Genomic DNA, 22,652 nt, shown 5'->3' with positions numbered 1-22,652 from the left:
AACGGACCGGATTTTCCGACCGCCGGGCGTCACCGCCCGGCGGGGAATGTCCCCTGGGCGGTATAGAGATCATACCGGCCAGGGGGCGCTCCGGCGGGGACCGACCCTCAGGCGCAGATGTCCTTCACGGACTGGAGCACCGCCTCGCGGTCGAACACCCGCTCCAGCCAGTCGTCGCGGAAGATCTTCGGCCGGGCCTGGGCGATGGCGTGCAGCGCGCCGTCGGAGAAGCGCCCCTCGGGGAAGACGTTGAAGGCGATGGCCAGCTCGATGTTGAGGTGACCGAGCATGAAGTCCACCGCCGCCTCGCGCGGAACGCCGCGCCGCTCCGCCTCGTCCACCGCGTCGCGCATGGCGAGCGACAGGGTGGCGCCGACCGTCTCGGACAGGGCCGGCTCCAGGATGGCGAGCTGCTCGACCGTCACCCGATGGGAGCGCATGACCGGCTTGTAGATCGTGCGCGCGATCTCCTCGCACAGCGCGTAATGCTCCTCCGGCCCCTGCATCAGGGCGCAGACGATGTGCTGCTTGGCGGCGATGCCGCCGAAGAAGTCGGTCTTGGCCGAGGGCTCCACCTCGTCGTTGAAGATCGGCGGATGGCAGGGGTGCGTCACGAAATAGGTGACGTCCTCGCGCGCGGGCAGCAGGCCGGCGTGGGGAGCGGCCGCGTCGAGCATGATGATGGCGGTGCCCGGCTTGATCTGGTCGATGAAGGAATGGGCGATCTTGCCGATCAGCCGGTCGGGGACGGCCATCAGGACCACGTCGGCCTCGGCGAGCGCCCGCTCCCGGTCCACGCATTCGGCGCCGATGGCGTTCTTCAGCCGCGCGCGGCCCTCTTCGGAGATCTCGACATGGTCCACGGTGAAACGGGACCCGTGGAGGTTGGAGGCAAGGCGGACGCCCATCTTTCCGCCGGCGCCGAGCAGTGCGATCTTCGTCATGGTCTCAGATCCTCCCCAAATGTCTTGTCGGTTGATTTCGGTGATGTGGTCGAAGCGGTTCGGCTTCAGTCGTTCGCCGCGCCGCGCTTGACGGCGGGGAAATAGTCGGGGGCGCCCATCTGGCCGCCCTTGAGCGCGATCTCCAGCGACGCGTGGCAGGGGTCATCGGAATGCGCCCGGCAGAGCGGAGCGCCCGGCGCCACCGGCGCCAGCGCCGTCAGCGCGTGGATGCCGAGCCGAAGCGCCGCATGGCCGGAGGTGTCGCCCCCGGCGATCACGCCGCGCGTCAGCCCACCCTCCCGCAGCAGGTGGTCGAGCAGCCGGCCGAGCCCCGCCCCGATGCGGTCGTTGACGGCCTCGGGCGACAGCCCGTTCGCCGCGACGGCCGAGCGCAGGTCAGCCACCGCCGGGTCGTCCGGTCCCATGGCCGAGAAGACCAGCGGGTCGCGGCCCTCGCCCAGGACTGCCAGCGCCTCGTCCGCGGCGCGCCCCAGCTCCCGGTCCCAGGCCGCCTCGTCCACGGCGCGCGCGGCGTCGATGCGCAGCGCCGCGAAGCCACGCTCGGCGGCGAAGGCGATCTGCCCGGCCGTGACCGGCGCGCAGGAGCCGGAGACGCAGGCGATGCGTTCGGCCGAGGCCGCCCGGAAGGCGGGTGGGGCCGCCCCGATCAGCCCGGCGGCGCGCCAGTAGGCGACGAGCGCGTATTCCAGCCCTTGGGAGCCGATGCCGAACAGCCGGTCGCCGCCCCGTTCCCAGATCAGCCGGCCGGCCTCGGCCAGCGTCTCCTCGTCCACCACGTCGAGCGCCACGATCCCGGCCCCGCGCTCCCGCTCCCGCAGGAGTGCCGCGTCCGCCTCGCCACGCTTCATCGCGACGAGGTCCACGAGGCCCAGCGCCATGCCGGTCTGCCGCGCCAGATGGAGCCGCACGTCGGCCTCGTCCATTGGCGTCACCGGGTGGTGCGCCATGCTCGGGTGGCGGTCGAGCCGGTGCCGGACCCCGTCCGCGGCCACCGCGAAGAGGTTGCCGAAGGCCTGGTAGCGCGCGATGGCCGGGGCCGCGACGACCAGCGGGTGCCAGCCGCCGCCGAGCCGGGGGGCCGCCAGCTCCGCCGCCCGCCCGATCGACCCGACATGGGGGGCGGAGTCCAGGGTGGAGCAGATCTTGTAGTGGGACACCGGCGCGCCGAGCCCGGCCAGCGCCTCGAAAACCGGCGGGAGGTGGCGGCCCATCCAGGCCGGGTTTTGCGAGCGCGCAACCCCGGCGATGCCGACCGCCCGGTATCCGGCGAAGCGGGCGAGCCGCTCCGGCGTCGGCAGGTCGAGGAACAGGACCGTGGGCAACCCGGCGAAGGTCATGACCTCCATCACCGCGGCGGAGCCGGTGTAGTCGTCGCCGTAATAGCTCAGCAGCAGCCCGTCCGGCAGCGGACGGGGGCCGGAACCGTTTGGCATGCCGGTGGAGGGGACCGCCATCATGCGTAGGCCCTGATCGCCTTGGCGAGCGCCGGATGGTCGCGCGCGTACTCTTCCAGCGGGATGCCGGCGAGCGCCGCCTCCCAGGATTCGCGAAGGCTGGCGAAGCCGGCCGCCGGCCCGTCGGGATGGCCCATGATGCCGCCGCCGGCCGCGAAGATCAGGTCGGCGGAGCCCAGTGCCGCGTAGGTGCCCGGCGCCTGCTTGGCCGACTGGCCGGAGGAGAAGACCGGCATCACCGTGCAGGGCTTGCTCTCGAACATCGGCGTCAGGCAGGCCCTGGCCGAGGCGATGACGCTGTCGTCCTCCTCGCAGAACTTGTTCTGGAGGCCGTTGACGTGCATGTGGTCGGCACCCGCCAGACGCCAGATCTTCTGCCAAGCCACGTAGGACCAGCCGAGCGACGGCTCGCGGGAAAGATAGCCCCAGCCGTTGCGGTGGGCGTGGATGGGGAGCTGGCTGAAGCGGCCCAGCTCGATCATGCCGGTCAGCCCGACCGAATTGAGGCTCGCCATCACGCAGGTGCCGCCGAGTTCGAGGACGAGGTCATGGCGCCGGCGCATCTCTTCGAGGTCGCCGGTGATGTTGAAGGCGTACATCGCCTTCTTCCCCGTGCGCTCGGCGCTGTCGTTGACGACCCGCATCACGGCGCGGGCACGCTGCTCGAAGGGGCAATGCGGGCCGTCGGCCTGAAGCTCGTCGTCCTTGATGAAGTCGATGCCGGCCTCGCAGAGCGTCCGGGCAACCGCCGCCGTCTCCTCCGGGCCGAGCCCCACGCTCGGCTTCACGATGGTGCCGATCAGCGGGCGGCCCTCCACCCCGGCGAGGCGGCGCGTGCCGGCGACGCCGAACCTGGGACCGGGATAGGCCGCGGCGAAGGCCTCCGGCAGGGTCATGTCGATCAGCCGCAGCCCGCTGAAGGGACGCAGCTCGAACAGGTTGCCGGCGACGGTCGCCACGAGGTTCGGCAGGGACGGCCCGAAATTGTCGAGCGACCAGGACAGCACCACCTCCGCCCGGCGCCAGACCGGCTTTCCGGCGGTCCCCCTCGGCAGGCCGGCCCCCGGCAGGGACGGGGCCGCGACCTCCTCCAGCTCGGTCACCCGTTCCACATGCGCGCCGTAGGCCTCGCGCATCGCGTCGGTCTCGCCGGGCAGGCGGATGAAGGTGCCGGTGGACTGCTCCCCGGCCATGGTTTCGACCGCTTCCATCACGGGATAGGCGGTTTCGATGCGATAGGTCGCGGTGATGCGTTGCGCGGACATGCTGCCTGTCACCTTCTCAAGCCTCTGCCTTCGGCCTTTTCGCCGCATCGGGGCGGCGCTGCTTTCCTGACGGCGGTTTTTCGGCGCTCCGGGCCGGAACGGATCCGGCGGCGCCATGGGCGAGTTCGTATAGTCATCATACCAGCTTGCAGCACGCCGGCAAGACAAATTTTTTAAAGAATGTTCTTGCCTCGAACAATATACTGGTATGATGATTGCTCCATAAGGGTGCGTGCCGCATGCGACGGCAGGGAGCCGGGAACAGGTTTCCACCGGATGCTGGAACGCCGCAACGCCGCCAGAAGCGCTGGCAGATTTCCTGGGGAGGAGACGCACATGCACCGAGGTCCGAACCGTGCCGCCCGCCGGCTGCCGCTCGCCGTCCTGGCGGCCGCGCTGCTCATTCCGGCCCTGCCGGCGCAGGCGGCGCCCGACAAGCCGGTGATCGCCCTGTCCAACTCCTATTACGGCAACACCTGGCGCCGCCAGATGGTGGAATCCTTCGAGGCGGCGGCGACCCAGGCCAAGCAGGAGGGCAAGATCGCCGATTACGTCGTCGTCAACGGCGACGGCTCGGCCAACCAGCAGATGAGCCAGATGGCCGATCTCATCCTGCGCAAGGTCGATGTGATCGCCATCAACGCCGCGTCGGAAACCGCGCTGAACGGGATCATCCAGAAGGCCTGCCAGGCCGGGATCACGGTCGTCGCCTTCGACTCCCTGGTGTCGGCCCCCTGCGCCTACACGCTGGGCTTCGATTTCCGCAAGTACCAGGCCGACATGGCGCATGAGATCGCCAAGCGCCTGAACGGCCAGGGCAACGTCATCGTCGTGCGCGGCGTGAAGGGCTCCGCACCCGACAACGAAATGCACGCCGGCCACATGGAGGCGTTGCAGAGCTATCCGGGCATCAAGGTCGTCGCCACCGTCTACGGGCAGGCCACCACCTCCACCGCGCAGTCCGCCGTCGCCAACGTGCTGCCGAGCCTGCCGACAGTGGACGCGGTGCTGGCCCAGGGCGGCGGCGACGATTTCGGCATCGCCCAGGCCTTCGAGCAGTATGGCGGAGCCTACGAGAAGAAGATGCCGATCATCAGCGGGGGCGGCAGCTCGAACTTCATCCAGTGGTGGAACGCGCAGAGGAAGAAGAACGGTTATTCCACCATCTCCATGAACACCACGCCCGGGATCGGAGGCGCCGCCTTCTGGCTGTCCTACGAGATCACGAAGGGGGCGAAGCCGCCCAAGGCCATGACCATGCCGGTCGCGGTGGTGGACGAAAAGAACCTGGACGATTACGCCTCCATGCCGGCGGGCACCATCGTCAGCCCGACCTTCACGCAAGGCTGGGTGCGCGAGACGCTTCTGGCCCAGCCGCAGGCCGCGGCCAAGTAAACGCCCTCCGACAAGCGCCCTCCAGGTGCCGTAGGACGGATCCGGACCCGCGACCGCCGGGACGGACCCGTCCGCAACACAGCGGACCACCAGCGACATGACCCTCACCTCGCCACGGGCGCTCCCGCCCGACGACGGCCCCGGCATGGCGTCCGGGACGGCGGCCGGCGCCGCCGTCCCGGTCATCGCCCTCGACCGCATCAGCAAGGCCTACGGCCCGACGCTGGCCAACGACGGCATCAGCCTCTCGGTCATGCCCGGCGAGACGGTCGGTCTGGTCGGCGCCAACGGCGCCGGCAAGAGCACGCTGATGCGCATCCTCTGCGGCTCCGCCCAGGCGGATACGGGCACGATCGCCATCGGCGGCGCGCCCGTATCCGTCCATGGGCACACGCCGGGCACCGCGCGGGAGCGCGGCATCCGCATCGTCCACCAGGAACTGTCCCTCTGCACCAACCTGACGGTGGCGGAGAACGTCTACCTGGAGGCGCCGGGCCTCTCCGGCCCCACGCCCTTCTGGCGGGGCCGCTACCGGGCGCTCGCCCGTGCGGGCATCGACGCCGTCTTCCCGGACAGCGGCATCGACCCGGACCGGCGGCTCGGCGACCTGCCGATCGGCCAGAGGCAGATGGTGGAGATCGCGCGCGCCGCCGCCGACCCGGCGCTGAAGCTGCTGATCCTGGACGAACCGACCTCCTCGCTCGATGGCGGGCGCGCGGCACAGCTCCAGTCCTACATCCGGCGCCGCGCCGCCGAGGGCGTGTCCTTCATCTTCATCACCCACAAGCTGCGCGAGGTGCTGGAGGTCTGCGGCCGCGTCGTGGTGATGCGCAATGGGCGCATCGTCCGCGAGGGGAACGCGCGCGGTTTCGCGGTACATGATCTCGTGGCGCTGATGGGCGGTGAGGCCGCGCAGGACCAGCCGGCGGCCGCGCGCGTCGGCATGGGCGCCAAGAGCGCGGCCGATAGCACGCGGCCGGTGCTGCTGCGCGTCGGCGGTGCCGCTGTGGCGCCGCTCGGCCGAGACATCGAGCTGCGAGCCGGCGAGGTCGTCGGATTCGCCGGCCTGGAGGGCGCCGGCCAGAAGGATCTTCTGCACCGCATCCGCGCCTGCGCCGCGGGCGGCTCCGACCCGGACCTGTCCTGCCGCGCCGGCGCCGGTTTCGTGTCCGGCGACCGCCAGCGCGACGGGCTGTTCCCGCTGTGGAGCGTGCTCGAGAACATCGGCGCCGCCGGCCTCGCGCGCCGCCCCCTGCTGTCGGTCCCGTCCCCGGCTGCGGAGCGGCGGGAGGGGGAGGCCTGGGCGGAACGGCTGCGGCTCGACCCGGCCCGTCTGCCCTCCAACATCCTGCATCTGAGCGGCGGCAACCAGCAGAAGGCTCTGGTCGCCCGCGCCCTGCTGCCGGGTTTCGAAATGGTGCTGCTCGACGATCCCATGCGCGGCGTGGACGTGGCGGCCAAGCGCGACTTCTACGCCGCCGTCCGGGACACCGCCGGGTCCGGCCGCCTCCTGCTCTGGCACAGCACGGAGGATGCCGAGCTTCTGGAGTGCGACCGCGTGCTGGTCTTCCGCGACGGCGCCATCGTCCGCGAGCTAAAGGGGAGCGACATTTCCGAGGAGGGCATCGTCCAGGGCGCCTTCCAGGGTGTGGGCCAAGGTGCGGGCCAAGTCTCCGACGGTCGAAATCCGGAACGCCGTGAGGCGCCAGGGGGAACGGACGGCGGCCTGGGCGCGCGGCTCGCCGCGCTGGCCCCCTTCCTGAGCCTGGCGCTGGTGGCCGCCGCGCTGGTCCTGCTGAACCCCATGGCGGCGAGCACCTTCGGGATGGACCTGCTGCTGAGTTCGGCGATCCCGCTGGTGCTGATCGCGCTGGCGCAGATGATCATCGTCGGCGGCAGCCAGATCGACCTGGGCATCGGCGCCTATGCCGGGCTGGTGAACGTCGTCAGCGCGACGCTGCTGGTCGAGCAGCCCCCGCTGGGCATGGCGGCGCTCGCCGCCGCGCTCGCCGCATACGCCCTGACCGGCGCCATCATCGAGCGGCGCCGCATCCCCGCCATCGTCGTCACGCTGGGCGCTTCCTTCATCTGGCTCGGCTGCGGCTACAGCCTCCAGGCGGCGCCCGGCGGCGCCAGCCCGGAGTGGCTGAGCGCTGCGGTGGGCTGGCAGATCCCCGGTCTTCCGACCTCCGCCCTCATCATCGCCGCGGCGGGGCTGTGCGGCCTTCTGGTGGACCGGTCGCGCACCGGCACCGTGCTGCGCGCCTTCGGCAACAACCCGGACGCGCTGGAACAGGGCGGCTGGTCCGCCCTGCGCCATACGGTGCTGCGGTACCTCCTCGCCGGGCTCTTCGCCACCGCCGCCGGCCTGTCCATGACGGCGATCACCACGGCGAGCGACATCAACGCCGGCAGCGGCTTCACCCTTCTCAGCATCGCCGCCGTGGTGATCGGCGGCTGCAGGCTGGGGGGCGGCTTCGTCTCGCCCCTCGGCGTCACGGCGGGGGCCGTGACCCTGTCGCTGATCGGCTCGCTGCTGAGCTTCCTCGGCATCGCCACAGACTACAACGCAGCGGTCCAGGGATTGCTGCTGATCGGCATCCTGGCCCTGCGCGGCGCGATGGACCGGCGGGAGGAGGCATGAGCGGTTTTCTCGCCTGGGCGCAACGGCGCCCCTGGGTCTGGTCCCTGATGGGCGTGCTGGTCCTCTGGCTGGCCCTGAGCCTGCTCACCGCGCGGTTCAGCCCGCAGAGCCTGTCCGGCGTGGCAGCCTCGGCCGCGTTCCTGCTCTTCCCCGCGCTCGGGCAGATGCTGGTTGTGACCACCGGGCGGGGCAACATCGACCTGTCCGTTCCCGGCGTCATCACGCTCAGCGCCTTCATGTCGGTGAACGTCATCGACGGGTCGGACCTCATGCTGCCGGTGGGGCTGACGGTCGCGGCCGCCGTCGGGCTGCTCGTCGGGGCGGCGAACGCCGCGCTGGTCCTGCTGCTGCGCATTCCCGCCATGATCGCGACCCTGGCGACGGGCTATGTTCTCGCCACCGGGACGCTGCTGGCGAACCGCAGCTTCTCGACATACCGGATCAGCCCGGCCCTGGCCTGGGTCGCGACCGGGCGGGTCGCGGGCGTGCCGGTCATCGTGCTGCTGGCGCTGGCGGCCACCCTGCTCTGCGCCTTCGTCCTGCGGCGGACCGTGTATGGGCGGCTGCTCGCCGCGGTGGGTCAGAACCACCGGGCGGCGGTGCTGGCCGGCATCCCGGCCGGCCGGGTGACCGCCATCGCCTTCCTCGCCGGCGGCGTGGCCTCGGCCCTGGCCGGGGTGCTGCTGGCGGCACGGTCCGGCGGCGCCTTCCTCGACATGGGAAGCCCCTTCCTGCTGCAATCCGTCGGCGCGGTGGTGCTCGGCGGGACGCTGATCTTCGGCGGCCAGGCGTCGGCGGCGGGCACGCTGTTCGGCTCGGTCCTGCTGGTGCTGATCGTCACGACGATGCAGGTCGCCGGCCTGCCCGCGGGCACCCAGGACATCATCCAGGGTGCGGTCATCATCGCCGTCCTGGCGCTCGCCGGCGATGCGCGGCGTCGGCGAGCGCCACGCCCGGACGCCACCCCAAGCCCAGCGGCGGCAACGGCCCGGCCGGCCGGAACGAGTCCCTAGCAAGAACGAACCAACGGAGGAAACGATCATGATGCGCATGCTTTCAGTGGTGTCGGGCGTCCTGCTGTCGGCGCTGGCCGCGGCGGGCACGGCCCAGGCGGCCGGCGAGATCGTCATCAAGGCGGGCCACGGCGCCCAGATGGCGCACCCGACCCATCTCGGCCTCGTCAAGTTCGGCGAGCTGCTGGCGGCGAAGACCGGCGGCAAGGTCAAGGTAGAGGTCTATCCCGACCGCCAGCTCGGCGAGGAACGGGAGATGGTCGAGGGGCTCCAGCTCGGCTCGGTGGACATGGCCGTCGTCTCGACCGGGCCGCTCACCGCCTTCGCGCCGCAGATGGGCATCGTGGACCTGCCCTTCCTGTTCAAGGATTCGGCCCATGTCTACCGCACGCTGGACGGCGAGATCGGCCGGACGCTGCTGTCCAAGCTGGAGCCCAAGGGCATCGTCGGGCTCGGCTGGTGGGAGAACGGCTGGCGCCACCTGACCACCAAGAAGCCGGTGGCCTCGCCGGACGACCTGAAGGGCCTGAAGCTGCGCACCATGCAGAACCCCGTGCACATCGCGGCTTTCAAGGAACTCGGCGCCTCGCCGATCCCGATGGTCTGGGGCGAGGTCTTCACCAGCCTCGGCCAGGGCGTCATCGACGCGCAGGAGAACCCGATCACCATCATCTACACCAACTCCCTGTGGGAGGTGCAGAAGCACGTGACCCTGACCGGGCACGTCTACGGGCCGCACGTCGCGATGTTCAGCAAGGCGCGCTGGGACGCCCTCCCGGCGGAGGTCCGTTCCGCGGTCCAGGAGACGATGGCCGAGGAGACCGCCTACCAGCGCGAGCAGTCGGCACGGCTCGAGCGCGAACAGCTGGAGAAGCTGCGCGAGCGCGGCATGACCGTGGAGACCGTCGACACCACGCCCTTCCGCAAGGCGACCGCCGGCCTCGCCGGGTCGCTGAAGAACATCGATCAGGGCATGCTCGCCGCCATCCGCGAGGGGGCGCAATGACGGCCCTGCCGCGTCTGGCCTCGCGTCCGGCACTGGGCGCGGCAGCCAGCCGCCAGCCGCGCGTGCGGGCGGCGGTGGAGGCCGTCTGGCGCGGGGTCGAGTATCTCGCGATGGCCGCGCTGGTGCTGACCGTCGCGGTGATGATCCTGGTCTGCCTCGCCCAGGTCGCCTGGCGCTACGCGCTGAACGACCCGCTGACCTGGAGCGAGGAGCTGGCGCGCTACGCGCTGGTGTGGATCGGCTACCTGTCGGGCTGGCTCGCCTGGAGGCACCGCGCCCACATCGCGCTGGACGCCATCGCCTATCTGGGATCGCCCCGGCTGGAAGGCTGGTCGGGGCGGCTGGTGGAGGCGCTGGTCCTGGGATTCTGCGGCTGGACCTTCGTCGCCAACATGCGCCTGCTCGGGCTGACGGTGGACCAGCCCTCGGCCATCCTGGAGCTGCCGATGGTCTACGTCTATCTCGGCTACAGCGTCATGGCCTTCCTGATCTGCGGCGACGTGCTGGTGACCTGGTTCGTCCGTGGCGGCCGCCCCATCAATGCACAAGCAACCGGCGCGCAAGGCTGAAGGCCACCCGGTAAGAACGGAACGCCGAACGGAAGGGCACCCAATGGCCACCATCCTGCTCCTGAGCTTCTTCGTCCTGCTGCTGGTCAATGTGCCCGTCTCCTTCAGCCTCGCCATCGCCTCCTTCGGGGCGCTGCTCTACGGCGGCCTGCCGATCGGGCTGGTGGTGCAGAAGATGACGGCGGCGATGGACAGCTTCGTGCTCATGGCGGTGCCCTTCTTCCTGCTGTCCGGCCATCTCATGGCGCGCAGCGGCATCGCCCGCGACATCGTGCAGTTCGCCGACGCCATCGTCGGCTGGCTGCGCGGCGGGTTGGCGCAGGCCAACATCGCCGCCGGCACGCTGATGGGCGGCATGACCGGCTCCGCCGTGGCGGAAGCCGCCTCCACGGGTGCCGCACTCATCCCGCCGATGATCGACCGGGGCTACGACCGGCCCTTCAGCGCCGCGGTCACGGCCAGCGCCTCGACCCTGTCGGTGGTGATCCCGCCCTCGATTCCGATGATCATCTTTGGCGTGGTCACCGGCGTGTCGGTCGTCGACCTCTTCATCGGCGGGCTCGTGCCGGGGCTCCTGATGGCGCTGGCGCTGATGGTCACCTCCTGGATCCTGGCGGTGCGGCGCGGCTACCAGAAGGGTCCGCGCCCGTCCGCGCGCAGCATCGCCGCGGCGACGCGGGCCAGCGTCTGGGGGCTGCTGATGCCGCTCGTGATCATCGGCAGCATCCGTTACGGCATCGCCACCCCGACCGAGGCCTCGGTCGTGGCCGTGCTGTACGGGCTGGTCGTCGGCATGGTGGTTTACCGCACCATCCGCCCCGCCGACCTGCCGGGGATCGTCCTGGAGTCCATGGTGACGACGGGCATGGTGCTGCTGATGATCGCCGCGGCCTCCCTCTACGGGCTGATCGTCACCCGCGAGCAGCTCCCCCAGGAGGCGGCGGGGATCATCCTGGGCCTGACCTCGGATCCCTACCTCGTGCTGATCCTGATCCTCGGGATCTATCTCGTGGCGGGCATGCTGCTGGACCTCGGCGCCAACATCATCATCCTGGTGCCGGTGCTGTGGCCGCTGGTCCAGAAGGTCGGGATCGACCCGGTCCAGTTCGGCATCGTCACCGTCATCGGGCTCGCCATCGGTCTGGTGACGCCACCCGTGGGCGCTTGCCTGTTCGTGACCTGCGGCATCGCCCGCACCAACCTGCTGGAGGCCAGCCGGGCCACCGTGCCCTTCATCCTCGCCCTGATCGCGGTGGTGCTGCTGATCATCTTCGTGCCGGCCCTCGCAACCTGGCTGCCCTACAGCGCCAAATCCTGAGGGGGAGGCCGGAGCAGGACCGGATCGGCTCTCCCGGAAAGCACCCTTTTCAAACAGGAATCCGGGCCCCTCCCCTATGGGAGAGGCCCGACCGGCCCGTTATGGACCGTCCGCTCGTCAGGCCGCTTCGGGCGTGACCGCGAAGAGCTCCGTGTCCCACCGTCCGATGTCGACGTCGAACCCGCCATTGCCGCCGGTCACGGTGAAGGCGTGCTTCGCGTGGGTCTCCAGATTCTCCGCCGTGTAGCGCCCGTCCTTCAGCATAAGCCCGATATGCACGTTCAAGGCCCCGCGCGACGCCGTGTCGTCGAAATCGACGCGGTCGGACGCGACCACGATCAGCCGGTCCTTCTGGTCGTAGAAGCCATAGCCGGTGATCTGCGCACCCGGATCGGCGTCGGTGAAGGTCAGCGGATGCTTGTAGCCGATGGCCTCGTCCCCGACGAGGACAGGTGACCTGGCCTTGAGCGCGGCGATTTCCGCATCGCTGAACAGATCGACGCCGTTCTGGTAACGCTGCGGGATGATCCAGGCGCTGGGCGCGTTGGAGGCGTTGATCGACCCCAGTGCCGCGTCGCTCACGTAATAGCCGAACGGCACGCCGGCCTCATGCAGGCGGGTGATCGGTGTCAGCAGTTCGCCGAGATAGGCGTTGCCGATGTCGTTGCCGGTGGGCGCGAGCCGGTTCGCGGCGTTCTCCGCATTCGCGCTGTAATAGAGGGCCGGGCCGAAGGGCCGGGTCGGCACGATGTCGCGCAGGGTGTCGAGCCAGCCCTGCTTGACCTCGCCCCAGTCGTGATAGCTGCGCGACCAGGACTCCGCCGCGCGGCGGATGCCGCCATCCGCCTCGGCGACATGGGTCCAGCCGCTCTGGTACCAGGTCTGCTCCAGGCGGTCCCAGCCCAGCTCCTCGCGCGCGGTGCCCGACACGCCCTTGTAGAGCGTGTTCACCGCGTTCCAGTAGTCGTCCTCGGAAGAGGACAGCATGTGCCCGTAGTGCCCTTCCGGCGCGCGCGCCGCGTGGGTGCCGAGCATCGCCTGCTCGTAGGCGGCCGGGGCCAGCTTGTGCTGCATGGTGAAGCGCTCGAGCGTCTGCACGTTGATCAGCAGGTCGCCGAGATCCATGACCTTGCCCAGTTCGCGCACGTCGACACCGGCGAACTCGCGCATGGCGGCGGGCGTGAAGGAGGTCTGGTTGCTGAGCCAGGCTTCCTGGCCCGTGTGCTTCTCGATGCCCTCGGTCAGCGCCTTCCAGCTGTAGGACCAGCCCTTGACGAAGTAGTCGAGCCATTCGAGCGGGTGTTCGGCGCGGATCCAGGCCGCCTGCTCGGCAAGGGTGCCGCCGCTGACCGCGATCCCCGTCTTCGCCGAGAAGTCCGCGATCATGCGCGGGTTGAAATAGTTCATCACGCCGGAATGCGGGCTGCCATCGAAAAAGTCCGCCAACTCGAACCCGCGCGTGCCGGTGTGGGCGGCGAGGCGCCCCAGCTTGTCGGCCAGCCAGTCGGCATAGTAGGCGGTCTTGCCCGTGAAGCCTGCCGGCGCGTCCTTCGCGTCGAGCGGCATCAGCGGGCTCACGTAGCCCCAGCCCTCCGTGTTGGCGGTGGTGGAGTAGTGCACCTTGCCGCTCGCGTTCGTCCCGAGATACTGCGGGTGCGCTTCCACCCAGGACACCCAGGCCTTGTGGCCGGCGAGGCTGCCGAACTGTGCGCCGGGCTGCGACTTGAGGAAGGTGTCCTCCCAGAGCTGCATGCCGATGACGGGAACGACGCCCTCCGCCAGATGGTCGGCCGCCACATCCCGCGTCAGCGCCATGTGCGACGCGTTCGCGTAGTCGGGCACCGTCTCCCAGAACAGGTGCTGCGGGGCGAGCCCGCGGTCCGCGCCCCAGGATTTGACCCAGACGTCCTTCGACAACGGCGGGCGTTCCGAGCTGACGGACGCGCTGGCGGTCCGGTCCGATGACGGCTGGGTCGGGGCAGGCTGGCTTGGAACCGGCTGGGGCGCCACGGCGGCGGCCTTGACGTCCACCGCCACGGTGGCGGTCGAGGTCACACCCGCCGCGTCGCGCAGCGTGTAGGTGAAGCTGTCCGACCCTACGTAACCCGCCGCAGGCTTGTAGCTGAGGTCGCCCCCAGCGGTGACCGCGACCGTTCCATGCGCGGCCTTGCCGGCGATCAGGCTGGGGTCCGCGGGCTTGCCGTTCACCACGCTGTGGGGCACCGTAAAGGTCTTGGCGCCGTTCGAGGTCTGGGCCGGCGAGGCCGGCGTGAACTGGGTGCCGTCCACCGAGACGGACTGGACATACAGGTTCCGGTCCTTGGACGCCGAGCCCTCGAACAGGTTGTTCAGGAACTCGACGGAAACCTTGTGCTGGTCGATCTGCGGAAGCGTCGTCTTGAAGGTGAAGCTTTCCCACTGGTTCTGGCCGTACACCGCCGAGACGGTCTGCACGGCCCCGACCGGCTGGCCGTCCACGAGCAGCCGGAACTGGGGCGCCCCCAGGTAATGATCGCCCGACACGCGCACCGTCAAGGTGCTGGGGCCGGCGGTCCAGCGGTCATTGGCGAGAGGGTCGAACACCAGCGCGCTGCCGCTCGCCACCGTGACGCGGTCACCGACGGCGGTCCATTGCGGCGCCGACGGCGCGGGCGGGCTCGGAACGGTTGGGCTCGGGATGGCCGGGCTCGGCACCGTCGGAGCCGGGGCGGTCGGAGTCGAAGCTGACGGCGTCAGGAAGCCGGCGGGAACGGAGAAGACCATGGTGCCGTTCCACCACATCGCCTCCTGCCCCTTGGCGAGATCACGCCCGTCCAGCGCCCCCTTGTCGTAGATCACGTCCGGCGCGGTGGATTTGATCTCCTGCCCGCCGATCTGGATGCCCTGAATGAAGAAATCCCGCTGGGGGCCGTCGTTCAGATACTGGACCTGGATCTTATGCGCTTGGTCGGCCGCCACGCTGGCCGTGAAGCTGTAGTCCTTGGACGTGCTGGAGGTGGCGCTCGCCTCGCCGATCAGCTTGCCGTCGAGCAGCAGCTTGAAGCGCGGCGCTTGGCCATCCTGCGTGGTGCCGGAAGCCTTGACGGTGATCGCGACCAGGTCGTCCGGGCCGGTCGCCGGCGGCGGGGTCGTGACGTTGGACGGAACCGCGAAGTCCAGCGCGCCGTTCCACCACATGGCCTCCTGCCCCGCCACGACATCCCGGCCGTCGATCGCGCCCTTGTCGTAGGTCACCCCGGGATCGGTCGGCTTGATCGAGAAGGCGCCGACCTGCAGCTTTCCGACGAACAGGTCTCGGCCCGGAGCGTCGTTCACGTACCGCACCTGAAGCTTGTGCGCCAGCGAGGGATCGAGATCCGCGGTGAAGCTGTAGCCCGTCGCCGTATAGGCCCTGACCTCGGTCTCCCCGACCATCTTGCCGTCGAGGAAAAGCTGAAGCTTCGGAGGCACCGACTGGTCGCCGTTGCGCCAAGCCGTGACGGCGATGGAGGTCCTGCTCACACTCGACATTCTTCATAGACCCTTTGAGCTAAATCCAACCTACTTTGTGGTTAGCCCTTTAGCGCCTAATCCTTTTCTCCTGCTGTGAAAAGAAACGGACCGAAATGTCGGCGAAATAATAGAGTCATCCTGACGCTTTATTGAACCATATGCGTCAGTATAGAGTCGCCATATCGGTGTCCAGAGTTCATATCGCAGCGCATCGAGTCAAATGACTCAATGTCGACTCCGCTGATTCGTGATTTCTCTTTACCATAAGATAGGACCCGAAAGTTATCCTGATCTTATGGAGACATGGTGAACATTTTATCGAGATGCCGACAAGACAATCTGCATCATTACTCTGTTTCACAATATGATATATTGATAACCTTCTGAAAAGTTCAAAGACGACCTCAAAAATTCCGAAGTAGCTCAATCAAACTAACTGAAGAAGCAAACAAGTCCTGAAGATCCGTTTCAAAATGGCCGATTCGGAAGGAAGCGCCGCCGTGGCCGGGAGCCGACCACGGCGGCGCTTCAGGCTGGGACCGATCAAAGTACCCGTGCCACCCTTATTCCATAGGCGGCATAGCCTATGCCCGCGCCGTCGGCGCGGCGGGCCGCCGGGCGCAGATGGCGCGGGTGGCTGTGCCAGGACCCGCCGCGCATCATCCGTCGCCCGCAGTCGCCGGTGAGGAGCGCCCGGCCGTCCCGCGGTCCGGCCGCGTCATACCGCTCGTTCCGGCAGTCCTCGACCCACTCCCACACGTTGCCGAGCATGTCGGAGAGGCCGAAGGCGTTCGCCTCGTAACGGCCGACCGGAGAGGTGAAAATCGCGCCGTCCCGGCAGTTCGCGACCTCCCAATCGGTGAAGCGCGTCTTCGCGGTGAGGTCCGCCCCGTTTCCGCCGCAGGTCTCCCCGGCCCGCTCCTCCGGACGCCAGGGGCCGGAATCGCCCGCTCGGGCGCTGTACTCCCATTCCGCCTCCGAGAGCAGTCGATAGGTCCGCCCCGTCCTCCTGCTGAGCCAATCGACGTAAGCTTTGGCATCGTTCCAGGCGATGCAGACCACCGGATCGTCGAGCGACTGCGGAAACCCCGGTGACCGCCAAGTGAAGCGCGGCTTTTTCCTGAGCTCCGTTTCGCCGTCATAGCCATGGCATTCGGTCGTCGAGGCGTATCCCGCATCCTGCACGAAGAAGGCATATTCACCCCGCGTGACAGGGTATTGCGATACGGCGAAGCCATATCCGATCGAGACCTGAAGCCGGGGCCCCTCGTCGTCGAAACGGCCGGCCTCGTCGGACGGCGACCCGAGCGTGAACTCGCCCGGCGGGATCACCGCCATTGGCGGAGTTTCGGGCTGGTCCCACACCGCGGGCATTCCGACCGACAGCGGCGCGTGCCGGCAGGAGGCCGACGCCGCGCACGCCTTCGACAGTCCGCTCCAACGCTCGTGCCCGGCCGCCCGCTCGTGCAGCCAGACCGACAGATCGATCTCCTGCCGCGCTTGCGTCGTGTCGAAACCGGCCGCAACGACGACACCGGCAAGGACGATGCCCAGCAGCGCGATTGCGCTCTTCCTCATGAAACTGCCATCCTCTGCTCTTGAACCATCGAACCCTCCCCGCGGATCCCCCCGGAACGGGCGGGGCTGCCCGGATCAGACAAAGGGCGCGGCGTGGGACAGGACGAAGGCGGTCGGCATGACGGAAGCGCAGGCCCTCTGGAGCAGATCGGAAACGCGGCGCGCGACACGGTCGGAATCGAACTCATCGGAGCGTTCGCGCGCCGTCTCGCGCGCGGCGGCGAGAACCTTGCGATCGCCGAGCCGGGCGAGCAGCTCGTCCCGCAACGCGTCGCCATCGCCGGGCTGGACCAGCCAGCCGGACCGGCCGGGCTCGATGATCTCCGGGTTGCCGCCGCATGCGCTGGCGACGACCGGTACGCCCAGGGCGAGCGCTTCGACCACGACGAAGCCGAAATTCTCCCACAGCGAAGGGACAACCGAGATCTCCGCCCGGGCAACGATGGCCAGCGCCTCCTCCCGCGGCAGTTCGCCGACCAGATGCACACGGTCGGCCACTCGCGCCACGTCGCTCTTGAACCGGGCGATCTCCGCCGCGCTTTCGGGGTCCTCGCCCCCCACGATCACCGCATTGACGTCCGGGTGGGCAGTCAGCACCGCCGGCAGCGCCTGTCCGAGGGGAACGATGCCCTTCCTGGCCTCCAGCCGGCCGAAGAAGACGATGAAGCGCTCGGGGAGCGGCTGCGCCGGCAGCCGCGCGCCGGCCTCGCGCACGGCGGAAAGATTCAGAGAATTGGGGATGACCTGGATTCCCTCCGGCGCAATGCCCCAGCCGTCGCCGACGCGCACCGAAATCGCTCTCGTCGGAGCATACACGGCGGCGCTGCGGCGGGTCTGGTCGCGCTCCAGGAAGTCCAGGAGAAAGGTGTGGGGCACCCAGCGCTTGCCGTTGATGGATTTCACCATGCCGCTCGGCGTGGCGAGCCTCGTCACCACCGGAATCTTCGAAAAGCGCGTCAGCCACCAGGCGTTGGCGTCGAACTCCGCGGCATGGACGACGTCCGGCCGCCAGCGCAGGGCGGCGCGGGCGATGGACCGGTTGATGCGGAACCGGTCCAGGATGGGATGCAGCCGCATTCCGATACCGACGCGCACCACCGTGACGCCCTCCTCGCGATGGGTACCCGGCACTCCGGGCGTCACCACCTGGACCTCATGCCCGGCGCGTGTCAGAGCCCGCGCCATCGTGTGGGTGTGGGTGGCAATGCCGCCGAGCCGCTCGCCGGGCGGGTACTCCGGCGTCAGTAGAGAGATGCGCATGGCTTTTTTGCCCTCATTGTTTGTGGAGTTCGCGGAAGAAGACGTGTTCGCGTGAGCGGTCCGCTTCAGGGCGGGCAACCGCTCCGCAATGGTGCCAAGGCGCGCGCGACCCTCTTGAAGGATGGCGCGAAAGGCTGCCCGGTCCGGCAGGAAGGCCGACCATGGCCGCCCCACGGCGCGCTGGTAGAGGAAAGCCGCCGTGACGAAAACACAGGCGTAGGCGGCCGTGGACGTGATGGCCGCGGCCAGCATGCCGCCGGACGGAAGGAAAAGGAGCAGTCCGGCGACCGTCACCAGCATGCCGACCAGCTGCGCGCCCGTGGCAGAAAAAGGGCGGTTTTCCGTGTAAAGCCCATTGTACAGGATGTTGGCGGCAGCATAGAGCACCACGCCGGGCAGGAGAATGCGCAGGGGCAGAGCGCTGCCGAGGAATGCCTCCCCGTACACGATCCAGATCGCGAGTTCGGCGAACACGAACAGGCCGCCTCCCAGCAAGGCGCCGAAAATGAGCGTGGCGTGCACGCATTTCAGCACCAGCTCGCGTCCGTTTTCCCCACGGCGCGTGGCCGCCGGCATGACGATCGTCGCGAGAGACCCAAAAATGGTTATGAGAATCCAGGCGATGTTCGTCGAAACCGCGTAGAGCCCAACGCTCGACGCAGCGAGGAAGGCCGGCATGATCATGAGGTCGAAGCGCTGGGTGACCACGCCGCTGATGACGCCGCCATGGACGCGCAGGGCGTACCACAAGCTCCGCCGTCCAAGATCGTAGTCGGGCCAGGCAACGCCATGACGGCGCAGGCACAGGACTCCGGCCAGGACGAACACAACCAGGCTCATGAATGCCTGGGCGAGAACGGCCCCCGCGACGTCGAACCGCCCGGCTTGCCAGAGGAGCAGGTACGCGACGACCGTTCCCGCCGGCTGAAGCAGCCGCAGGGCGTTGTAGGCCTTGAAATTCTGATCCCCCAGTATGAGCCCGAAGAGAAGCTCCGTAAGGAGCGACAGGAGGATGATCGGTGCATAAAGCCTGGCGACGACCAGGGTTTCCTCCGACTGCGCCGCCAGCAGGGATGGCAGCAGGAGATCCGCCAGCGGCACCGCGGCCAAGCCGACCGGAAGCAGGATCACGACCCAACTCGACAGCAGCTTGGCACCGATGGTGCGGTCGCGGGACAGAAAGAAGGTCACGGCCTTGCCGCAGCCCATGCCGAACAGCCAACCCAGCAGCTGCGGCGCCGTCAGCACCGCGGTGAGGGCACCCCGGCCATCGGGGCCAAGAATCCGGGCAACGATCAAACCGGTAAGCAGGCCCAGACCCAGCGTCATGATCGTCACGACCATGGTCGCCGCGCTGTCCTTCGCGAAATCACCGGCCTTCTCGGGAGAGCCGGACACGGTGGACCGGGTGGCGGGTTTGGTGGATGGAGAGGAGTCCCCGGCGTCTCGTGCCACGGAGTCCGGCACTCTTCGTATGAACACTCTCAGGAAGCCAAAGATTCGCAGACCGAAAGCACTCGCCAAAGCCTTCATGCACAAAGCTCCTGTCTGGCTGGACCGGGGGCGTGTCGACCTCTGCGATGAAGCGGCTTACCGCTCTCACAGCAGGTCCGTGGCGGTGGCCTCCGTGATCGCGTAGACCCCGGTGTCCCAGCGGCCGAGAGCGATGTCGAAATCCCCCGTTCCGCCGCGAACGGAGAAGGTCTGCGTACGGTCGTTCAGGAGATCCTCGACCCGGTAATCCCCGTCCGGCAGATCGAGGGACACCGTCGCCGCGATGTCCGCGCGGCTGCCGTCATCGTCGAAATCCACCCGGTCCGACGCCACCACGATCAGCCGGTCATGCTGGTCGTAGAAGCCGAAGCCGGTGATCTCGGCCCCGGGAACCGTGTCCGAGAAGTTCAGCGGATGCCGGTGGTTCAAGGCCTCCTCGCCGACCAGCACCGGCGCGATCTCTTCCAGCGCGTCGAGTTCCGCTTCGGTGAAGAGGTCCTGGCCTTCGTGGAAGCGTTCCGGGATGATCCAGGCGCTCGGCGCGTCCGCCTCGTCGATGGAGGCCAACGCGGCGTCGCTGACGTAATAGCCGAAGGGCACGCCCGCATCGTGCAGGCGCGTGATCGGCGTGAGCAGTTCGCCGAGATAGGCGTTCTCGACGGCGTTGCCGACCGGCTCGATGGCGTTCATGGCCTTCTCGGCGTTGGCGCTGTAATAGAGCGCCGGACCGAACGGCCGTGACGGCACGATGTCGCGCAGCAGCTCCAGCCAGGCGGCATCGACCTCTCCCCAGTCGTGGTAGCTGCGCGACCATGCCTCGGACGCCCGGCGCACATCCCCCTCGCCGTCGGCGATGTGGGTCCAGCCGCTCTGCAGCCATGTCTGCTTGAGACGGCCCCAGCCCAACTCCTCGCGATCCTCGCCGGTCACCCCCGGATACATGCGGCTGACCGCGTTCCAGTAGTCGTCCTCCGAGGACGACATCATGTGCCCGAAATGGGCCTGTGGGGCGCGGGCGGCGTGGGTTCCGATCATCGCGGCCTCGTAGGAGGCCGGCGCGGGCTTGTGCTGCATCTCGAAGCGTTCGAGCGTCTGCACATGGAACAGCATGCTGTCGAGATCCACGCGCTCGCCGATCTCGCGCACGTCGACGGCGGCGAACTCGCGCATGGCCGCCGGGGTGAAGGAGACCTGCGTGACGAACCAGGGCTCCTGCCCGGTGTGACGTTCGACCGAATGCTCCAGCGCCTGCCACCCGTAGGCCCATCCCTCGACGAAATAATCGAGATATTCCTGCGCATGTTCGGACTTGATCTCGGCCGCCTGCTCAGCGAGCGAATCACCGGCCAGATCGATGCCCCGCTCCCTCTCGAAATCCTGGATGATGCGCGGATTGAAATAGTTCATCACGCCGGAGTGCGGGCTGCCGTCGTAGAAGTCGGCGAACTGAAAGCCCCGGACGCCCGTGTGGCCCGCGAGGCGGCCGAGCCTGTCGGCAAGCCAGTCCGCGTAGGTTGCGTCGGTTCCGGTGAAGCCGGCCGGCACATCCCCGGCGTCGAGCGGCATCAGGGGGCTGACATAGCCCCATCCATGCGGGTTTGCGTCGGTTGCGTAATGAACCCCGCCGTCCGAAGTGACGCCGAGATAGCCGGGGCGATCGCCGATCCACTCGACCCAGGACCCATGCCCGCTGATCGCGCCGAAGAGACCCTCCGGCAAGGATTTTTCAAAACTGTCCTCCCAGAGCTGCATGCCGATGAGGGGGAGTTCTCCGGCCGCCTCATGATCGGCTGCGGCCTGCCGCGCCGCGGCGATGTGAGCCGCATCGGAATATTCGGGCACATCCTCCCAGAAAAGGTGGCGGGGCGCCAATCCGAGATCGGCTTTCTCCGAAAGCACCCAGGCCTCGGAGGCCAGGGGCGGACGTTCCGCACTGGTGCGTGCGACCGAGGCATGATCGTCCGGCCTCGCGCTGTTGGTCGAAGCTGCTGCCACGTGCCACTCCTGCTTATGTCCAGATGGAAAAGCCGCATCACCGGCGTCGAGCCTGGCGACCTCGAAGGTGGAGATTTGCCCGTTTCAAGGCCGCCGCTTTACCAGGGCGCCGCCCGGTTCGGGCTTTCATTTAGACTTTGAAAATCATGGTTCTTCAGGAATACCGAGGCAGGCGGGCCATGAACCCGCGCACCGCATGAGGCCGGTCGCGGATCCCTCCGTGCTCCCCTCCTCATCCCCTTCACTCACTTCATTTTCATTCGAGGGAAGGCCAGCCGTTCGGCAGCCTCGGCCCGCGCTGCCCTTCGACAGCCCGGGGAGGCGCCTTTCGGTCCGCCCGGGGATACGGGTCGCGTTTGGCCGACAGGGCATTCGTCTGCCCGTACAAGGGTTTGAGCGTGCCCTGCCGGGAAGGCTCGAAACGGTGCTTTCCCAATTTATCCGGCCGCAGCCTTTGCGGCCGGCCGGCCGGTGCCGCCCGCCGGTCGGACTCCATCGCGTTGTCCAGAACCAGTCCCTCTTCAAGACCGATGTCCTCGTCGAGCCCGATTTTCGAACGGCGCTCCTGCGCGATGGAAGGCGCCGCCATGACAAAGACGGCGGCCACGATGATCCAGGATCGGAGCATGACGAAAAGCCCTTTTTATAAATCGGCGCTCAGGAGAATAGTTGCGGCCCGCGAACTCCGACGGGACCCATATTCCACAAGGGGAACGGCCGCCTGCTGCCAAGGCCGGCAGACTGGTGAAACCGGAGGTAAATCTAGCATGCGAAGATTTGCCGAAGCTTTTTCAAAAAGGGGGCATATGCCAACGTGGTGCCCGAATCAGAACAAACAGCGCCCAGATCAGGCCGGGAGGATGAGTGATCTCCTTATCATAAGGTGAAAGCAGGGCCATTCGGGGGATAAGCGCTGTTCTCCACGGCAAATTCATTTCAGGTTTTTGTACACTGCTGAACCGCTACGGCCCTGCCCATGGCATGAACATGATTTTAAAATCGTCGATCTCCGCCACGCGGCAGGGTTGGCCGGCGGCTCCCTTTTGCGCTGTTGAATTTTTCACTCTAAGCTTGAAAAAGGAAGTTATCACCGTTCAACCGTGGCCAAGCACTCACGGCTCAGGAAACATCGAGCCCAATTTTAAAGTATAACCTTCCCCCTTCGCGGGGCGGATCCGGGCGAATTGAGACCGCGCCCGGCGGA

General features: G+C 68.1%; 14 protein-coding genes. 6 read left to right on the top strand and 8 right to left on the bottom strand.

All coding sequences use genetic code 11. From position 1 onward, the window contains the following. Window positions 1–107 precede the first annotated feature (107 nt). The 3 genes from JUB11_RS06550 to JUB11_RS06540 all read right to left on the bottom strand — a co-directional run bounded on the left by JUB11_RS06550 (window position 108) and on the right by JUB11_RS06540 (window position 3,684). Complete coding sequence (locus tag JUB11_RS06550) at window positions 108–944, bottom strand: phosphogluconate dehydrogenase C-terminal domain-containing protein (protein ID WP_207457477.1); 837 nt, start codon at window positions 942–944, stop codon at window positions 108–110. 65 nt (window positions 945–1,009) lie between these two features. Further along, entirely contained in the window at window positions 1,010–2,422 is a 1,413-nt protein-coding gene (locus tag JUB11_RS06545) for a four-carbon acid sugar kinase family protein (RefSeq protein ID WP_247886894.1), read from the bottom strand. After that, window positions 2,419–3,684, bottom strand: coding sequence for a ribulose-bisphosphate carboxylase large subunit family protein (locus JUB11_RS06540; RefSeq protein WP_207457474.1), 1,266 nt, complete (start codon window positions 3,682–3,684; stop codon window positions 2,419–2,421). Before JUB11_RS06540 ends, JUB11_RS06545 begins: the two co-directional genes overlap by 4 nt. Before the next feature lie 336 nt (window positions 3,685–4,020). On the opposite strand from JUB11_RS06540, the gene JUB11_RS06535 reads away from it, so the two are divergent. The 6 genes from JUB11_RS06535 (at window position 4,021) to JUB11_RS06510 (ending at window position 11,629) form a co-directional block, all read left to right on the top strand. Continuing rightward, window positions 4,021–5,079 (top strand): ABC transporter substrate-binding protein, encoded by a 1,059-nt coding sequence (locus JUB11_RS06535; protein WP_207457472.1) that lies wholly within the window; start codon window positions 4,021–4,023, stop codon window positions 5,077–5,079. Between the two features lie 97 nt (window positions 5,080–5,176). Further along, the gene (locus tag JUB11_RS06530; protein ID WP_247886893.1) at window positions 5,177–7,723 is read left to right on the top strand and encodes an ATP-binding cassette domain-containing protein; all 2,547 of its coding nucleotides are present in this window, start codon (window positions 5,177–5,179) and stop codon (window positions 7,721–7,723) included. Next, a complete protein-coding gene (locus JUB11_RS06525; protein ID WP_207457470.1) occupies window positions 7,720–8,736 on the top strand; it encodes an ABC transporter permease in 1,017 nt (338 codons plus the stop codon). The genes JUB11_RS06530 and JUB11_RS06525 overlap by 4 nt, the downstream gene beginning before the upstream one ends. Before the next feature lie 28 nt (window positions 8,737–8,764). Further along, the gene (locus JUB11_RS06520) at window positions 8,765–9,742 is read left to right on the top strand and encodes a TRAP transporter substrate-binding protein (RefSeq protein WP_207457468.1); all 978 of its coding nucleotides are present in this window, start codon (window positions 8,765–8,767) and stop codon (window positions 9,740–9,742) included. Further along, complete coding sequence (locus tag JUB11_RS06515; RefSeq protein ID WP_207457466.1) at window positions 9,739–10,311, top strand: TRAP transporter small permease; 573 nt, start codon at window positions 9,739–9,741, stop codon at window positions 10,309–10,311. The genes JUB11_RS06520 and JUB11_RS06515 overlap by 4 nt, the downstream gene beginning before the upstream one ends. Before the next feature lie 43 nt (window positions 10,312–10,354). After that, the gene (locus tag JUB11_RS06510; RefSeq protein ID WP_207457464.1) at window positions 10,355–11,629 is read left to right on the top strand and encodes a TRAP transporter large permease; all 1,275 of its coding nucleotides are present in this window, start codon (window positions 10,355–10,357) and stop codon (window positions 11,627–11,629) included. Window positions 11,630–11,746: 117 nt separating this feature from the next. Here the strand turns inward: JUB11_RS06510 and JUB11_RS06505 are convergent, their stop codons facing one another. From JUB11_RS06505 to JUB11_RS06480, 5 genes are all read right to left on the bottom strand, one after another. Then, the gene (locus JUB11_RS06505; RefSeq protein WP_207457462.1) at window positions 11,747–15,130 is read right to left on the bottom strand and encodes a carbohydrate-binding domain-containing protein; all 3,384 of its coding nucleotides are present in this window, start codon (window positions 15,128–15,130) and stop codon (window positions 11,747–11,749) included. A gap of 534 nt (window positions 15,131–15,664) precedes the next feature. Beyond that, window positions 15,665–16,699 (bottom strand): formylglycine-generating enzyme family protein, encoded by a 1,035-nt coding sequence (locus JUB11_RS06500; protein ID WP_207457460.1) that lies wholly within the window; start codon window positions 16,697–16,699, stop codon window positions 15,665–15,667. 75 nt (window positions 16,700–16,774) lie between these two features. Next, window positions 16,775–19,492 (bottom strand): glycosyltransferase, encoded by a 2,718-nt coding sequence (locus JUB11_RS32650; RefSeq protein WP_282189010.1) that lies wholly within the window; start codon window positions 19,490–19,492, stop codon window positions 16,775–16,777. Between the two features lie 66 nt (window positions 19,493–19,558). After that, entirely contained in the window at window positions 19,559–21,448 is a 1,890-nt protein-coding gene (locus tag JUB11_RS06485; RefSeq protein ID WP_207457458.1) for a hypothetical protein, read from the bottom strand. A gap of 256 nt (window positions 21,449–21,704) precedes the next feature. Beyond that, the gene (locus JUB11_RS06480; RefSeq protein ID WP_207457456.1) at window positions 21,705–22,076 is read right to left on the bottom strand and encodes a hypothetical protein; all 372 of its coding nucleotides are present in this window, start codon (window positions 22,074–22,076) and stop codon (window positions 21,705–21,707) included. Window positions 22,077–22,652: the final 576 nt, after the last annotated feature.

Origin of the sequence: Azospirillum sp. SYSU D00513 (assembly GCF_017356015.1) — a bacterium.
Classification (GTDB): domain Bacteria; phylum Pseudomonadota; class Alphaproteobacteria; order Azospirillales; family Azospirillaceae; genus Azospirillum.
Note: the sequence above shows the minus strand (reverse complement) of the source record. Positions and strands in the feature narration are given on the sequence as shown.